Source organism: Shimia sagamensis, assembly GCF_900182745.1.
Lineage (GTDB): Bacteria > Pseudomonadota > Alphaproteobacteria > Rhodobacterales > Rhodobacteraceae > Shimia > Shimia sagamensis.
In genome coordinates this window covers 491,654-505,945 of the sequence record NZ_FXTY01000001.1, presented here as the reverse complement: position 1 = coordinate 505,945, position 14,292 = coordinate 491,654, and the positions used below count along the sequence as shown (strand labels likewise).

The 14,292-nt window shown below is 54.3% G+C and carries 15 protein-coding genes and 1 tRNA gene; 12 read left to right on the top strand and 4 right to left on the bottom strand.

Translation table 11 applies throughout. From position 1 onward, the window contains the following. Positions 1 to 71 precede the first annotated feature (71 nt). Together QOL67_RS02325 and QOL67_RS02320 are read right to left on the bottom strand one after the other, a co-directional pair. A complete protein-coding gene (locus QOL67_RS02325) occupies positions 72 to 725 on the bottom strand; it encodes a YiaD family glycine zipper/OmpA-like lipoprotein (protein WP_283424326.1) in 654 nt (217 codons plus the stop codon). 117 nt (positions 726 to 842) lie between these two features. Continuing rightward, positions 843 to 1,688 carry a methylated-DNA--[protein]-cysteine S-methyltransferase gene (locus tag QOL67_RS02320; protein ID WP_283424325.1) on the bottom strand — a complete coding sequence of 282 codons (846 nt, stop codon included), beginning with the start codon at positions 1,686 to 1,688 and terminating at the stop codon, positions 843 to 845. Positions 1,689 to 1,801: 113 nt separating this feature from the next. Between QOL67_RS02320 and QOL67_RS02315 the strand changes: the two genes are divergently transcribed. The 3 genes from QOL67_RS02315 to QOL67_RS02305 all read left to right on the top strand — a co-directional run bounded on the left by QOL67_RS02315 (position 1,802) and on the right by QOL67_RS02305 (position 4,065). Then, positions 1,802 to 2,350, top strand: a complete 549-nt coding sequence (locus QOL67_RS02315; protein WP_283424324.1) for a TetR/AcrR family transcriptional regulator — start codon at positions 1,802 to 1,804, stop codon at positions 2,348 to 2,350. Beyond that, positions 2,347 to 3,189, top strand: coding sequence for a sterol desaturase family protein (locus QOL67_RS02310; RefSeq protein WP_283424323.1), 843 nt, complete (start codon positions 2,347 to 2,349; stop codon positions 3,187 to 3,189). The genes QOL67_RS02315 and QOL67_RS02310 overlap by 4 nt, the downstream gene beginning before the upstream one ends. Before the next feature lie 96 nt (positions 3,190 to 3,285). Further along, complete coding sequence (locus tag QOL67_RS02305) at positions 3,286 to 4,065, top strand: ion transporter (protein WP_283424322.1); 780 nt, start codon at positions 3,286 to 3,288, stop codon at positions 4,063 to 4,065. A 79-nt stretch (positions 4,066 to 4,144) separates the two neighbouring features. Here QOL67_RS02305 and QOL67_RS02300 read toward each other — a convergent pair whose 3' ends face one another. Beyond that, a complete protein-coding gene (locus tag QOL67_RS02300) occupies positions 4,145 to 5,125 on the bottom strand; it encodes a complex I NDUFA9 subunit family protein (RefSeq protein ID WP_283424321.1) in 981 nt (326 codons plus the stop codon). Positions 5,126 to 5,346: 221 nt separating this feature from the next. Between QOL67_RS02300 and QOL67_RS02295 the strand changes: the two genes are divergently transcribed. Beyond that, positions 5,347 to 5,433 (top strand) — tRNA-Leu (locus tag QOL67_RS02295). A gap of 525 nt (positions 5,434 to 5,958) precedes the next feature. Here QOL67_RS02295 and QOL67_RS02290 read toward each other — a convergent pair. Next, complete coding sequence (locus QOL67_RS02290; protein ID WP_283424320.1) at positions 5,959 to 6,855, bottom strand: dihydrodipicolinate synthase family protein; 897 nt, start codon at positions 6,853 to 6,855, stop codon at positions 5,959 to 5,961. Between the two features lie 162 nt (positions 6,856 to 7,017). On the opposite strand from QOL67_RS02290, the gene QOL67_RS02285 reads away from it, so the two are divergent. Genes QOL67_RS02285 through nagA form a run of 8 tightly spaced genes read left to right on the top strand, consistent with a single transcriptional unit; the run spans position 7,018 to position 14,217 of the window. Continuing rightward, positions 7,018 to 7,845, top strand: a complete 828-nt coding sequence (locus QOL67_RS02285) for a FadR/GntR family transcriptional regulator (RefSeq protein WP_283424319.1) — start codon at positions 7,018 to 7,020, stop codon at positions 7,843 to 7,845. Between the two features lie 47 nt (positions 7,846 to 7,892). Next, entirely contained in the window at positions 7,893 to 8,852 is a 960-nt protein-coding gene (locus tag QOL67_RS02280) for a sialic acid TRAP transporter substrate-binding protein SiaP (RefSeq protein ID WP_283424318.1), read from the top strand. 58 nt (positions 8,853 to 8,910) lie between these two features. Continuing rightward, on the top strand, positions 8,911 to 9,393 hold the full coding sequence (locus QOL67_RS02275; RefSeq protein ID WP_283424317.1) for a TRAP transporter small permease: 483 nt from the start codon (positions 8,911 to 8,913) through the stop codon (positions 9,391 to 9,393). A 2-nt stretch (positions 9,394 to 9,395) separates the two neighbouring features. Further along, positions 9,396 to 10,670 (top strand): TRAP transporter large permease, encoded by a 1,275-nt coding sequence (locus QOL67_RS02270; RefSeq protein ID WP_283424316.1) that lies wholly within the window; start codon positions 9,396 to 9,398, stop codon positions 10,668 to 10,670. Between the two features lie 3 nt (positions 10,671 to 10,673). After that, positions 10,674 to 11,375, top strand: coding sequence for an N-acetylmannosamine-6-phosphate 2-epimerase (locus tag QOL67_RS02265; protein WP_283424315.1), 702 nt, complete (start codon positions 10,674 to 10,676; stop codon positions 11,373 to 11,375). Further along, the gene (locus QOL67_RS02260) at positions 11,353 to 12,267 is read left to right on the top strand and encodes an ROK family protein (RefSeq protein WP_283424314.1); all 915 of its coding nucleotides are present in this window, start codon (positions 11,353 to 11,355) and stop codon (positions 12,265 to 12,267) included. The genes QOL67_RS02265 and QOL67_RS02260 overlap by 23 nt, the downstream gene beginning before the upstream one ends. Further along, on the top strand, positions 12,264 to 13,052 hold the full coding sequence (gene nagB / locus QOL67_RS02255; RefSeq protein WP_283424313.1) for a glucosamine-6-phosphate deaminase: 789 nt from the start codon (positions 12,264 to 12,266) through the stop codon (positions 13,050 to 13,052). The genes QOL67_RS02260 and nagB overlap by 4 nt, the downstream gene beginning before the upstream one ends. Further along, the gene (gene nagA, locus QOL67_RS02250) at positions 13,045 to 14,217 is read left to right on the top strand and encodes an N-acetylglucosamine-6-phosphate deacetylase (protein WP_283424312.1); all 1,173 of its coding nucleotides are present in this window, start codon (positions 13,045 to 13,047) and stop codon (positions 14,215 to 14,217) included. The genes nagB and nagA overlap by 8 nt, the downstream gene beginning before the upstream one ends. The last annotated feature ends 75 nt before the right edge of the window (positions 14,218 to 14,292 follow it).

Here is a 14,292-nt window from a genome sequence, read left to right as displayed (position 1 = left end):
TTACGTAAGGCAATAGGCGCCGCAATCAAGCGACGCCTTGCAAACAGTGGTTGTGCGATTTCGCGCTGCCCTTAGGTGGCGGTGGGCAGGATCACAATTTCCACACGACGGTTTTGGCGGCGGCCTGCGTCATCAAGGTTGGAGGCGATAGGCTGATCCTCGCCGCGGCCAATGGTGTCGATCCGGCTGACCGGCACACCATTGGTGAGCAGAACATCGGCCACCGCGTTGGCGCGGCGCTCAGACAGGCCTTGGTTGTGGCTGGCCGAGCCGGTGTTGTCGGTGTGGCCGAGGATTTGCACGGTGGAATCTGGATATTTGTCCAGGCTGGATGCGACCTTGGCGAGGTCATCCTGCAAGCCTGCGTTGACGGAGTAGCTGTCGACGTCAAACAGGATGTCCTGCGGCAGCGTCAGGATCAGGCGGTCACCGGTGTTTTCAATGTGAACTTCATCATCAAGTTGTGCACGAAGCTCGGCCTCTTGCTTGTCCAGTACGTTGCCGATGATCGCCCCGGCACCTGCGCCAAGCGCTGCGCCCATCAGAGCGTCACCATCGGTGACAGCGGCGATGCCGGCACCTGCCAGCGCGCCAATTATCGCGCCGTTTTTGGTTTTGCGATATTGGTCGCGGTCATCTGCGGAGCCGGACACGTAAGCCGGATCAGTGCAAGCGGTCAGGCCCAGAACAGCGACAGCGCTTAGGGAAATTGGGAGTGTCTTCATCTCGTGCCTCAAGTATTTGCAGCCGTTTGTTGGCTTTTGAAGCTGGTATACTTGGTTTTTCTGTGTGCCCCAAGCAAAGAGCCGCGTGGTATCGGCAAATTGATGCCGAAGGTCAGCTTAAGCTTCCGCGCGGGCGGACTCGTAGGCAAGAAGGGCGCGTTTGACAGGCAGGCCCCAATGGTAGCCACCAAGCCCACCTGATTTGCGCATCGCGCGGTGGCAGGGGATCAGCCAGCTGACAGGGTTGCGGCCCACAGCAGTTCCCACGGCGCGCACGGCACGGGGATTGCCAATACTGCGGGCAATTTCGGCATAAGTTGTGACTTCGCCGGAAGGAATGCGCATGAGGGCTTCCCAGACTTTGATTTGGAGCGCGGAGCCAATCATATAGACCGGCACTTTGTCGTGGTCGGCTTGCTCAGCTTGATAGGCGGCGAGCACCCAGGGGCGCAGGAACAGCGGGTCTTCAACCATGTTCGCGTTTGGCCAACGTGAGAACAGGTCTTCCATGGCGGCCTCCGCGCCGGTTTCGGCGGCAAAGCCAATGCCACAGATGCCTTTTTCGGTGCCAGCGACCAGAGAGAGACCAAAGGGGCTGTCAAACCATCCCCAGTAAATGGTCAGGCCGTCGCCGCGCTTGGCGTAGTCGCCAGGACTCATGGCTTCCCAGCGCAGAAACAGGTCGTGCAACCGGCCAGAACCGGACAGGCCAACTGAATTGGCCGTGTCCAAAGTGGTGAAATGGTCGTGCAGCAGCACTTTGGCGTGGCCCAACGTCAGGTACTGCTGAAACCGTTTGGGGGACACGCCCGCCCAACGGGTGAAGAGACGTTGGAAGTGTGCAGGACTCATGCCCATGGCTTTGGACAGGTCTTCGAGCGACATGTTTTCGCCGCCCTGATCAATCAGCTCAATCGCGCGGCGCATGACGTTGTAGTGATAGCCTTCGGTCATGTCATTCATGGGGTCATCTCCTGTCTGGAGAATAACTTAGTTTGTTGGATTTGGCGCGGCGACCCGAAAATTGCGCAAAGGGCACCTCTTGACATCGCGAAAAAATGAGACACCTTTGTCTCATGTTGAAAAAGTCAAAAGCCAAAATCATTGAGGCGGGGTTCACCGTCTTTTCCGCAAATCCCACAGCCACTTTGGCGGACGTCGCAAAAGAGGCGGGTGTGGGGCGTGCAACATTGCACCGCCATTATGCCGGGCGCGAGGACCTCATGACTGCGCTCGCGATGGTCGCGATGCAGGAACTGGATGACGCCATCGAGGCCGCTACCAAGGACGCGTCGAGTTATACGGAGGCCTTGCGTCTGAGTTTGGAGGTCATCATCCCGCTAGCGGACCGTCAGATGTTTCTGGCCAATGAACCTCTGGATCATGTGCCGGAGGTGCTGGAAGCCTACACCCAACAACTGGAAGAAACCGCAGAGGCTGTTGAGGCTGCCAAAGAGGAAGGTGGGTTCGACGTGGATGTGCCAACCGCTTGGATTGTACAGGCGATTGAAACCCTGACCTACGCGGCCTGGACCGTGGTGCGGGACGGAGATGCGACACCAGAGGAAGCAGCCGCGCTGGCTTGGCGAACGTTGCAATCGGGTTTGATGGGAGGTGCAAAATGATACCTGAGCAGTTTATTGAATTGGCCACGCAAGTGGACGAAGTGTTCTTCCTGATTGGGGTGGCGATCCTTGTGATTGAGATTGCTGAGGCTTGGTTCAAAGGGTCGTTGAAAGGCAAAACCTGGCTTGAGATGCTGGCAAGTGCCTCCACACAAGTGCCGTATCTGTTGCTCGAAGCGACCATGATGACGGCGCTTTATTTCGGGCTGTACGTGTTTAGCGAAACCGTGGTGAGCTGGCATTTGCCAACCACTTTGCCGTGGATATTTCTGGCCGTGGTGATTGCAGATCTGACGTATTATTGGGAGCATCGGATTGCTCATCGGGTGCGGATCCTGTGGACGCAACACGCGGTGCATCACTCGAGCCGGGATTACAACATTGTGACGGCTGTGCGCTTTGGACCGTTGGAAAGCCTGTGGTCCTTCATTGCCCATATTCCAATGGTCCTGGTGGGGTTCAGCCCGGATGTGGTGCTGGGATCGGTGATCCTTGTGCAGGCTTATCAGACGTGGCTGCACACCGAGTTGATTGGCAAACTGGGGACGTTGGAGTGGGTGTTGAACACGCCAAGCCACCACCGCGTGCACCATGGCTGTGACAACAAGTATCTGGATAAGAACTACGGGGGTATCCTGATCATCTGGGACCGGATGTTTGGCAGCTTTCAAGTGGAAGAGGAGCGGCCGCGCTATGGGCTGACCACCGATTTTGACAGTCAAAACCCTGTGAAAGTGTGGTTCTCCGAGTTGCCGGGTTTGTGGCGAGATATCAAGCGTGCCAAGTCCGGGCGAGAGTTGTGGGGGCGGTTGTTTGGCCCGCCGGGTTGGAAACCATAACACCAATGATTTTGGGGGGCGGGTTGCGAAGACCTGCCCCCCTCACCTATGTAGCCCTCAACCCAATCACAAACGCGCAACTTTGAGATTTCATACATGAGCCTACGCGACACAATCGGGGCGTTTATTGACCGCCCTGCCTTTCGCAACGCGATCCTTGGCGTGATCCTGTTCAATGCCGTCATTCTGGGCATGGAAACCTCCAAACCCCTGATGGACGCAATAGGGCCGTTGCTGGTCTCGCTGGACGCGCTGTGTTTGGCGATTTTTGTGGGGGAAATCGCTGCCAAGCTCTATGTGCAGCGTGGGAAGTTTTTCCGCGATGGGTGGAACCTGTTTGATTTCATCATCGTGGGTGTGGCCTTGGTGCCCGCGGCGCAAGGGTTGGCGGTGCTTCGGGCGCTGCGCATTTTGCGATTGTTGCGCGTGGTGTCGGTAGCACCGTCGTTGCGTCGGGTGATCGAAGGGTTGCTGAATGCTTTGCCGGGGATGGGCTCTGTGTTCTTGCTGATGGCGCTGATCTTTTACATTGGCGCGGTGATGGCCACAAAGCTGTTTGGGGCCGCCTTCCCGGCCTGGTTTGGCACGTTGGGCAAGTCCGGATACTCGCTGTTTCAGATCATGACGCTGGAAAGCTGGTCCATGGGCATCGTGCGGCCGGTGATGGAGGTCTACCCCTACGCCTGGATGTTCTTTGTGCCGTTCATTCTGCTGACAACCTTTGTGGTGCTCAACCTTGTGGTGGGTCTTGTGGTGAACTCTATGCAAGACGCGCACCATGTGGAGGCTGAAGCCGAAACTGGCAACTACCGCGACGAAGTGCTGGCGCGATTGGGTGATATTGAGAAGATGCTAAAAGAGCGTGACAGCCGCTGAGGTTGATGCGGCTCATATCAAAAGCAAAAAGCCCCGCCTGAGCGTGTCAGGCGGGGCTTTTTGTTGGAGTTCTGAAACCTTAGATTTTCAGGTTACGCGCCGAATCTTTGATGGCGTCGTACTGGCCCGATGGGCGGAAGCGCCACAGATAATCAGCCATGATTGCCTCGGGCGCGAGTGGCTTGATGCCCAGAGCGTCAAAGCCTTGCGCGTCGTCGCCAACCACATTGTCCTTATTGAGCAGCTTGAGCTGGTCCTTGGTGAGGATGGAGTTGTGGACCAGACCAAAGGTCAGGGTCTGAAGCAGGCCAAAGCCGAAAGCCATCAGGCCGCCAACAAAGAACGGCAGGTTGGCGATCAGCTTGTTGCGATGGATGACTTCGAGCATCTCGGTGACCCAGCCCCGCAGGGTGTCAACCTCTGGGCCGCCCAGCTCAAACGTGCCGGTGGCCTCGCCTTTGATGCCTTTCACCGCTGCCTGCGCCACGTCATCGACGTAGACCGGCTGGAATTTGGTGTCGCCGCCCACCAAAGGTAGGACCGGACCAAGGCGTGACATAGAGGCAAAACGGTTGAAGAATTGATCGTCCTGACCAAATATCACCGACGGTCGTAGGATCATGGCGTTGGGCATGTGTTGCAGCACACCTTCTTCGCCAAGTGCTTTGGAGCGCGCATAGTCGCTGCTGCTATCCTTGTCAGCGCCAATGGCGGAGATGTGCACCATCGTGTCGACATTTTCAGCTGCGGCGATGCGGGCGATGCGTTCAGCGCCTTCGTGCTGCACAGCGCCAAAAGTATTTTTGCCGCGATCAGACAGGAGGCCAACACAGTTCACCACCGCGTCAGAGCCTTGCATCACTGCCCGCACGGAGGCGTCATCGCGAATGTTGCAAAATACGGGTTCGACTTGCCCCACAGAACCGTAGGGCTTCACAAACATCGCCTCGTTAGGGCGGCGTACCGCGACCCGTACGAGCCAGCCTTCTTTTGCCATGCGGCGGGCGATATGACGTCCGACAAATCCGGAGCCGCCAAAGATGGTGACAAGTTTGGACATGGGTTGCCTCCAAGGTAGACCATTTCATGATGGGATAGCGCCGACAGCGTTTCAGAACAAGCTACAATGGCAGGGGCGCGACAAGAAACCCCGGCTACTTTTGCCAAATTTTCGGGCCTCCTCTGCCAAAGATTTTTCCGAGGAGACAAAAAGGGAAAAAGTCGGAGAATCGCGTTGACACCCCCCGCAGCTAGGCTTAAACGCCTGTCTCACCAACCCGTGCCCAGATGGCGGAATTGGTAGACGCGCTAGCTTCAGGTGCTAGTGTCCGTATGGACGTGGAGGTTCGAGTCCTCTTCTGGGCACCACTTTTCAGCTAACACATTGGTATCACTTAGAATCTTTGCCTCGGCTAAGAGCGGTGGGCCATGTCGGAGACCAACTCGCGCTCGTTGAACTTCGTCGGAGATGCGGGGATTTCTTCAGCCACCACATCCCCAAAAAGCTGAGAAACCAACACACTTCACCTCGGTTCAAGTATTCTCTGGTAGCGCAATCGCCAAGGATCTCTGGAGTTTGCGCCAGAAGAGCAGCTGATCAGTTGGATGACTACTCGTGTTATCTGCGGTGTCGTGGGGGCGTGTTTTGCGAAGTGGCACTCATCCCATGGTGTTCGGGCATAAAGGCCCTCTAATGGGGGTTGAGAGGTCGGGCCAATTGTGCTGCAAGTCCATCCCACCGCTCATTGGGGCTCGCTGTGAAAGTCGGGTCCACTGTTGGCTTTGAGTGTCTCGCCGAATGCAACTCTGATTGCCTGGCGAAACACTAAATTTGCTCGAACGCGATGCCTGAACGGCCTTGTGACGAAAGTCAGATGCGCGGTGACAGAGTGTTTAGGCTAGCCAATCTCGAGCTGGAGAGCTTTCAAGAAACTTACCAATCCGCTGCTCAGCGGCCTTGTCTTGTTCAATCAGGGGGCCGCGCGCATATCCGGCGTCGACACCAATGGATCTTAAGGCTGCTTTCATTCCCGGAATGACGCCAGTTGGCAAAAGCTCTTCAACAAAGTCTTGAGAGATGCTCTGAAGCTCCTGCGTTTTTTGCAAATTGGACTCCAGAACACTGTTGTACAGCTCTACGTAGAGCCGTCCCAGCAAGTTATATGTCGTGCCGATCCCGCCATCGCAGCCCAAAGTCGCCGCTGCGGCGAAGATCTCATCAAAGCCAAAGAAGTACAGCTTGTTGGGGCGACTTTTACGCAACATGGACAGCTTGAAGAGGTCCGTGGACGTGAATTTGATACCCGCAACGTTGGGCAAGTCCAGGATCCTTTGAAGCAGTTCGAGAGGAAGGGGACGCGATGTCCGTATCGGAACTTCATAAACAATCAGCGGCAGGGACGTGGCGGCGGCCAACTCAGAATAGTAGTGGTAAATTTCTTCATCCGAGTACGGATAAGAGTGCGGTGGTAGGGCTGACAGAGCGTCAAACTGAAACGTCTCGGCCGATTTGGCCAGAGAAATCGAGTCGCGAATATTGGGTAGGCCCACATGTGCGATCACACTCGTCTTGTGGCCCTGTGTGAGATTTGCAATCACAGACTGCTGTTCAAGCAGTTCTTCTGTGGACATGAGGCCGGATTCTCCGCTGCTGCCGCCAATGTAAATCCCCTTCAATCCTTGTCGCAGCACGTATTTGGTGATTGCCGTTTGCCTGTCCGCGTCGAATGCGCCGCTATCGGCAAAGCCTGTCAAAAGTGCGGCGTACATCCCGGTAAGTGAACTATCCATCATTTCCTCATGCTTGGTGTGTTTCTGGCGGTACCGATCACAGTCTCGATACCATTTTGACAATTTTGATAGCCGAAACTGGAGGTTTGGTAAAGTATGGTTTGACAAAATGCCCATTTGGAATTACCAAAATCGAAAAGTTGATAACTCAGGTGATAATCCGTGGTGCCTTTGGCAGCGGTAAAAGCAGAAGTCACCAAGCTTAGGAGGATGAAAATGCTGCCCGAAAAGGACATTCAGAGCGATAGCCCTAAGCGAGTTGCGGATCTCATTGCGGAGACGATTATTGCTCAAATCAAAGACGGGAGCCTGGCTGTGGGCGATGCGGTCCCGACGGAGCGTGAGTTGTGTAATCAGTTTTCGACATCGCGTCCGACCGTTCGTGAGGCGCTCTCAAATCTGCATTTGCGTGGTTTTGTTTCTACCGGCACCGGAAAGCGCCCACGTGTCACAACGCCCTCTCTAGAGGATGTTTTTACCTTAGCGGGTGACCATATTCGAGAAATTCTCGGCAATTCCGAGAGTGCTGCGCATTTAGAGCAGATGCGCCAGTTCATCGAGGCTGGTGCCGTTCGTGTGGCCGCGGAAAATGCTTCAAACATTCAAGTTGCCAAAATGCAGGTGGCGCTCGAAGACAATCTGCTGGCCGTTGGAACGAAACATTTTCCGGAAACCGATATCGCGTTTCACCGATCCATCGTGGCTGTTGTCGGTAACCCAATTATTCTGAAACTGCATGATATGTTTGTGAGCAAGATGTTGGCTCACCGTCCTAATTCGTCGAGTTTGCGCCAGCAGGATGCGTCCAGTTTACGCCCGCAAGACGCAGCAGTTTATGAAGAGCACCGCGCAATCTACGAGGCCGTATTGGGCGGCGACGTGGTCTCAGCAACCAAGCAAATGGATGATCACCTGGAGCGATCTTACCGTTCTCGATTGGCGGCGCCCAAATCGCTGCTCGGCGAGACAAAACCCGTTGGGGAAACCTGACAAAAAGCGGACGAAGTGCCGCAAATCAACAGCATGGAGGAAAAGAGATGCTGAACAAATTTATCACCGGGACTGTTGTCTCTCTGATGATGTCGGGTGCTGCTCTTGCAGAAAAGACCCTGACATTTGGGATGCAGGACAATGAGGTCTCTAATGTCTATCAGGGCGCGCTTGCCTTTAAGGAGGAGCTGGAGAAAGCTTCTGGCGGTGAGATGACCGTCAAACTGTTCCCATCTTCCTCTCTTGGGGATTTCAAAGCGATGGTGGCGCAGGTTCAAGCCGGTGAACTTGATATGGTGATGACCGGTTACCCTGACATGTCCTATATCATTCCGGAATTGAAGCTGGTTGGCGCGCCGTACGTTGTAGACAACTTTGATCACTTGCAGCAAATCGTGGCTGGTTCGTGGGGTCAGGAAATGGCCGTCAAGATGAATGAACAGAACATTCATCTTCTGGACGTTTGGTATTATGGCACCCGCCAGACAACATCCAACCGGGCGATCAACTCGCTCGAAGATATGGCTGGTTTGCGCCTGCGGACACCAAATGTGCCGTTCTTGATTGCCTATGCAGAAAACACCGGTGCAACCCCGGCACCAGTGGCATTTGCCGAGGTTTATCTGGCGCTGCAAACTAACCAGGTTGATGCTGAAGAGAACCCGCTGCCGACCATCGAGGCGATGAAGTTCTATGAAGTGCAGAGTCATATCGCGATGACCAACCACTTTATTGCGTCCAGCGCGATCCAGATTGGCACCTCCACCTGGGGCAGCCTTTCAGATGAAGAAAAAGGTTGGGTGCAAGCTGCAGTCGCCAAAGGCGGGGACGTGTCTGACAGTCTGACTTTTGATGCGGAAGCCAAGCTGGTCGACACCTTCAAAGAGCGAGGCCTGTCTATCACAGAGCCTGACACAGCCGCGTTCCGTGACGCGATGAAGCCGTATTACAGCGAGCTGGAAGCTGAGTTCGGCGCCGGTGCCATCGCAAAAGTTCGCGGCGAATAACACCACCTATTTTGGGGGGCACACTGGTCCCCCAAAATTTTACGGAAGGGCATCAAGAATGAAGAGAAAATACGGTTTTGAGGCTTCAGTGTCGTCCGTTTTATTCATCGTTCTGTTTTTTGTTATGGTTTTACAGATTGTTGGGCGCACCAATTTGGTTGTCGGTCCGATCTGGACGGAAGAATTGGCGCGGTGGCTTTGGGTTTGGATGGCCCTCATCGGTATCGGGACAGTGGAGCGAGATGAAGCGCATTTGCGTATGGGCTTTCTTATGGAAGCGCTGCCCCCCAAAGTTCAGAAAACATGGGCGATCCTAGTCGATTGCGTCTACATCGCTCTGGCGAGTCACCTGGTTTGGATCGCCTATAAGACAATCCTTCGAACCTGGAACAACGAAACGGTCACTTTGCCCACAACCGACGCGGTTCTTTATGCATCCGCCTTTGTTGCTCTGGTGCTTATCGTGCACCGCATTTTCTGGCGATTACTGTCCAACTTCACCTCATTCACATCCACAGATCTCGAAAAAGCGGAGTCCTGAGCATGGTCCTTTTGTGCGTTGTGGTGGGCTGGCTCCTGCTGGTCCTTTTGAACATCCCGATCGGTATTGGCATGATTTTTGTGTCGATGGGTTATTTCTACTATTCTGGGCTTGGACTTACGTTTGCTACGCAGCGTATGGTCGATGGCCTCAACAGTTTCCCAATGCTGGCGGTTCCGCTTTTCATCTTGGCTGCCGCGATTTTGAATTCCGCTGGAATCACGCACCATCTGTTTGGTTTCGCGCGCGCACTTGTGGGCCATGTTACAGGCGGTCTGGGCCATGTTAACGTGCTGGCGTCTCTGTTTTTCTCAGGCATGTCCGGCTCTGCGATTGCGGATGCTGGTGGCCTCGGAAAAATGGAAATCGAAGCGATGCGCGAAGCTGGCTACGACGATGAGTTTTCGGGATCCATAACAGCGGCTTCGTCCATGATTGGACCGTTGGTGCCGCCATCGATCACGATGGTGCTGTATGGTGTGATTTCGAATACGTCAATTGGTCAGCTCTTTCTGGGTGGCATTGTGCCGGGCGTTATGTGCGCAGGGGCATTGATGTGCATGGTCTACTTCGTTGCAAGAAAACGGGAGTATCCAACCGACACTATAAAACCCGCCGGCGAAATTGCCGGGATGTTTATTAAGTCACTCCCTGCTTTGCTGACACCCGTGGTTATTGTTGGCGGAATATTCTCCGGTTACTTCTCTCCCACTGAGGCGGCGGCAATCACTGTTCTTTATGCGATCTTGATTGATTTGCTGTTTTATCGGGAACTCACGTTTCGCCGACTTTGGGATGCGATCTACGATACAGTGGTCACGTCATCGGCCATCGCGACCATCATCGCAGGTGTTGGGCTGCTGGGATGGGTTCTTGCACGTGAGCAGGCGCCTCAGCAAATTGCCAATCTATTTTTGGCGATTGCTGACGATAAGCTGACGTTTCTTATCGCTGTGAATCTCATGATCTTCGTGCTTGGGGCGTTTATTGAATCACTGGTTATTTTGTTGGTTGTCGTTCCGATTTTGGTGCCTGTCGCGCTTGGATTCGGTGTGGACCCCGTACATTTCGGCATCATCGTTGTTCTGAACCTTATGATCTCAATCTTAACGCCGCCGATGGGCATGGCCTTGTTTGTTGTCGCTCAGGTTGGTGACATCCCATATCAGCGGCTGGCTAAGGCCATCCTGCCTTGGTTGCTGCCCCCCATCATTGTTCTGGTACTGGTTTGCACCTTTCCAATTCTGGCTACAGGCCTGCCAAGTTTGATGAGATAGACAATGAACGAACTGAAGCAACTTCAAGGCGGGTTGGTGGTGTCTTGCCAACCAGTTGAAAACGGTCCCATGGATCGTCCGGATATCATTTTGGCGATGGCTCAGGCCGCAATAGCCGGTGGCGCGGTTGGGGTAAGGGTCGAAGGTGCGGACAATGTGGCCGCGGTTAGAGCAGGGTTATGCTTTCCGATCATCGGTATTGTTAAACGCGATTTGAGTGACAGCCCGGTTCGCATAACCCCTTGGGTGCAGGATGTTGTCGACCTGGCGAAAGCGGGCGCAGATGTAATTGCCTATGATGCCACCGATCGTGTCAGGCCAATTTCTGCCGCTGAGATTCTGGGCACCATCCTTTCGCACAACTGTCTGGCAATGGCCGACTGTGCGACATTTGCGGATGCCTCGGCAGCCGCCACTGGTGGCGCGCAAATTCTGGGATCAACGTTGTCCGGCTACACGGCAGAAACAGAAACCGACAGCCGTGGGCCAGATCTAAAACTCGTTTCGGATCTGCGTCAATTGAACCGCTTTGTGATGGCGGAAGGGCGCTATGACACGCCACAGATGGCACGCATGGCTTTGGAGGCAGGCGCGGATTGCGTGACCGTCGGCACGGTCCTCACGCGGTTGGAGGTCAACACTGCAAAATTCCACGAGGCATTGCGAACGCGGGACGACGAAAATGGTGACACACACAGTGACTGAATTGAACGGTTTTGCAGTTGATTTGGGCGGCACCAAACTGGCCGCTGTCTCATTTGCGCGCGGGAAGGTTCAGAACGCGCTTGTTCGCAAAACAAAGAGCGCGGATGGCCCGGCCGTTTTGGTGCGGGAATTGGAGCAGATTTCCAAAGAGATCGGATACAAAGAAGGCGCGCCCATTGGCGTTGCTGTTGCTGGTAAGCTAGACGATCAAGGCTTGTGGTCATCTGTTAACCACTCCATCCTGAAAGACCTCGATCAATTGCCGCTTGCAAAAAGTTTGTCCAATGTTCTTGGGCCGGGGGTGGTAGCATTGAACGACACTCAGGCGGCCGCGATTGGTGAGTATCGCTATGGTGCTGGTCAGAATGTATCCTCTTTGGCCTATTTGACTGTTTCAACCGGTATTTCAGCTGGCTTTGTGTTGAATGGCGCACCACTGCATTCTCCAAATGGCATGCTAGGTCACGTCGGCGCGATGGTAAGCCGAAATGGCGTGCGTCAGTGCGGATGTGGACGAATGGGCACATATGAAAGCAGGGCCTCAGGCCGTGCAATCGAAGCCATGGCACAGCAGTTGGGGCATGGTCCCGTTACGTGCCATCAAGTTTTTGCCGCCGCGACTGCAGGAGAGCATTGGGCACAAGTGCTGTTTGAGGATGCGTGCTCATCTATCGCCGAACTCTGCGCCAATCTGGTTGCAGTTCTGGGGGTTGAGCGCGTTGTTCTTGGTGGTGGTGTCGGATTGGCAGAAGGCTTCCTAAGTGGCGTCAAGCGGCACCTATCAAAGGAGCCGATGCAATTTCAGCCGCAAATTGTTCCGGCGGGGTTGGGCAAACATAGCGCGATGTATGGAGCTTTGTCTGCTGCCATCACGAAAGGCGCGTCCCAGTGAAGGTATTGATCTTCAAAACCGCTGAAGAGGCCAAAACGCATGCCGCGCGTTGCTTGCTAAAACAAGTGAAACAGCGGCCAAAGTCGGTTTTGGGATTGGCGACCGGCGGCACGATGGAAGACGTCTATGCCAAGCTGGTTTCCATGACACGGAAATTCAGCACCAAATGGTCTGAGGTCACGACGTTCAACCTTGATGAGTATTGGGGAATTCCCGAGGATAACCCTGCCTCGTATCGCACATACATGACTCATCATCTTTTCTCCCAAATAGACATCAATCCGGAGCGCACATATGTTCCGATGTCCCAAGGCACGGATCCGGGGCAAGCCGCAGCGCAATTTGAAGCGCAAATTCTGGCTTCTGGCGGGATAGATCTTCAGTTGTTAGGGATTGGCGAAAATGGCCACATTGGTTTTAATGAACCGACATCCAGCCTTGCTTCGGAAACCCGTCTTAAGACGTTGACGGAAAGTACACGAAACGCAAATCACCGATTTTTTAAGACGATGGACGAGGTGCCCAGATACGCGCTTACGGTTGGTATCGGGACAATCCTGAAATCTGCTGAATGTCTGATTGTGGGCACAGGCTCCAGCAAAGCAGCGGCCGTTCGGTCTATGATTGAAGGTCCTGTTTCCGCAGCCTGTCCCGCTAGCGCTTTGCAAATGCATAAAAAGGTAACTGTGATGCTGGATGAGGATGCTGCGCAGGAACTCGAGCTTGGCAATTATTATCACCTTGTGCATCCAGATGGTCAGGAAAGTCCGCTAAACAATGGTTGATCCCAAACTGTGTTCATTTGTGTTTGCCGACGCGCTGTATGACGGCGCCTCTCTAACTTCAAAACCCAACTCACTAATCTGCTTTTCTAAGAAACAAATTACTGCAGTGCATGAAGGCGTTTCGCCCAGTGATGTACCCAAAGACGCCATTCGTGTGCCTGTGGCCATGCCGGGGTTTATTGATTTGCAAATTAATGGCGCTGGCGACGTGCAGTTCAATTTTGACGTTTCCGTGGCTGCGCTTGAAACGTTGGTATCCGCCTCTGCGCGCGGCGGCGCGACACATATTTTTCCAACGTTTACCACCGCACCAGATAGCGGCTTTATCGAAGCGCTTGAGGTTGTGACGCAGGCCGTCGCGTCTGGGGTGCCCGGCGTGGCTGGCATTCATTTGGAAGGCCCTTTCATTTCTCCGGTGAGGCCTGGCATTCACCGTTCCGACTTTATTCGCCCCCTAACCAAAACAGATGCTGACTTGCTCTGTGAGGCGGCCAAGTCGATCAACATTCTTCTCACACTTGCCCCAGAGGAGCAGAATCCTCAATTGCTAAGGCAGCTCAGTGACAGTGGCATCAAGCTGTTTGCTGGCCACACCGAAGCAAGTGCAGAGGACATGGATTTGGCATCGCGTTCAGGCGTCGTGGGGGTGACACATCTTTTCAATGCCATGCGCCAATCAACCGCTCGAGATCCGGGTGTCGTGGGTGCGGCCCTTGGCAGCGGAGACTTTTTTGCCGGCCTTATTGCAGACGGGTATCATGTGCATCCCCGCAATCTCAATCTTGCGGTTAGGTCCATTCCCGAACGGCTCTGTTTGGTCACGGATGCGATGCAAACGATGAACGGTAACTCTACGGAAATGATGTTGTACGGAAAACGCATCGTGCTGGAGAATGGACGATTGAATGGCGAGGATGGCACAATTGGCGGTGCGCATCTGACCATGAATGAAGCAGTTAGGAATATCACGCAAATGACCGAGGCCACCTTGGGTGACGCTGCGGTGTTTGCCAGCGCCAATCCCGCGCGCGCGGCTGGAGTGCACAACACCTACGGTCAAATTGCGGTTGGATTTAGTGCGTCCATAACGATGCTTGATAGTGATTTGAACAGTGTGGGTGTGTTGCGTGACGGTGTGTACCAGTGTCTGGAACATACACCCTAAACCCATCAATGATGCCCAGCCTGTTTTGGTGCGCGGCTGGAATCTCCGTTATGATGTCCGGCTATGATTTCTGGA

Bases quoted from the DNA above. Each gene is read 5' to 3' on its own strand.
- QOL67_RS02325 (WP_283424326.1), bottom strand. From the start codon at position 725: ATGAAGACACTCCCAATTTCCCTAAGCGCTGTCGCTGTTCTGGGCCTG.
- QOL67_RS02290 (WP_283424320.1), bottom strand. From the start codon at position 6,855: ATGGATAGTTCACTTACCGGGATGTACGCCGCACTTTTGACAGGCTTT.
- QOL67_RS02280 (WP_283424318.1), top strand. From the start codon at position 7,893: ATGCTGAACAAATTTATCACCGGGACTGTTGTCTCTCTGATGATGTCG.
- QOL67_RS02315 (WP_283424324.1), top strand. From the start codon at position 1,802: ATGTTGAAAAAGTCAAAAGCCAAAATCATTGAGGCGGGGTTCACCGTC.
- QOL67_RS02300 (WP_283424321.1), bottom strand. From the start codon at position 5,125: ATGTCCAAACTTGTCACCATCTTTGGCGGCTCCGGATTTGTCGGACGT.
- QOL67_RS02320 (WP_283424325.1), bottom strand. From the start codon at position 1,688: ATGAATGACATGACCGAAGGCTATCACTACAACGTCATGCGCCGCGCG.
- QOL67_RS02310 (WP_283424323.1), top strand. From the start codon at position 2,347: ATGATACCTGAGCAGTTTATTGAATTGGCCACGCAAGTGGACGAAGTG.
- nagA (WP_283424312.1), top strand. From the start codon at position 13,045: ATGGTTGATCCCAAACTGTGTTCATTTGTGTTTGCCGACGCGCTGTAT.
- QOL67_RS02270 (WP_283424316.1), top strand. From the start codon at position 9,396: ATGGTCCTTTTGTGCGTTGTGGTGGGCTGGCTCCTGCTGGTCCTTTTG.
- QOL67_RS02275 (WP_283424317.1), top strand. From the start codon at position 8,911: ATGAAGAGAAAATACGGTTTTGAGGCTTCAGTGTCGTCCGTTTTATTC.
- QOL67_RS02260 (WP_283424314.1), top strand. From the start codon at position 11,353: ATGGTGACACACACAGTGACTGAATTGAACGGTTTTGCAGTTGATTTG.
- QOL67_RS02305 (WP_283424322.1), top strand. From the start codon at position 3,286: ATGAGCCTACGCGACACAATCGGGGCGTTTATTGACCGCCCTGCCTTT.
- QOL67_RS02265 (WP_283424315.1), top strand. From the start codon at position 10,674: ATGAACGAACTGAAGCAACTTCAAGGCGGGTTGGTGGTGTCTTGCCAA.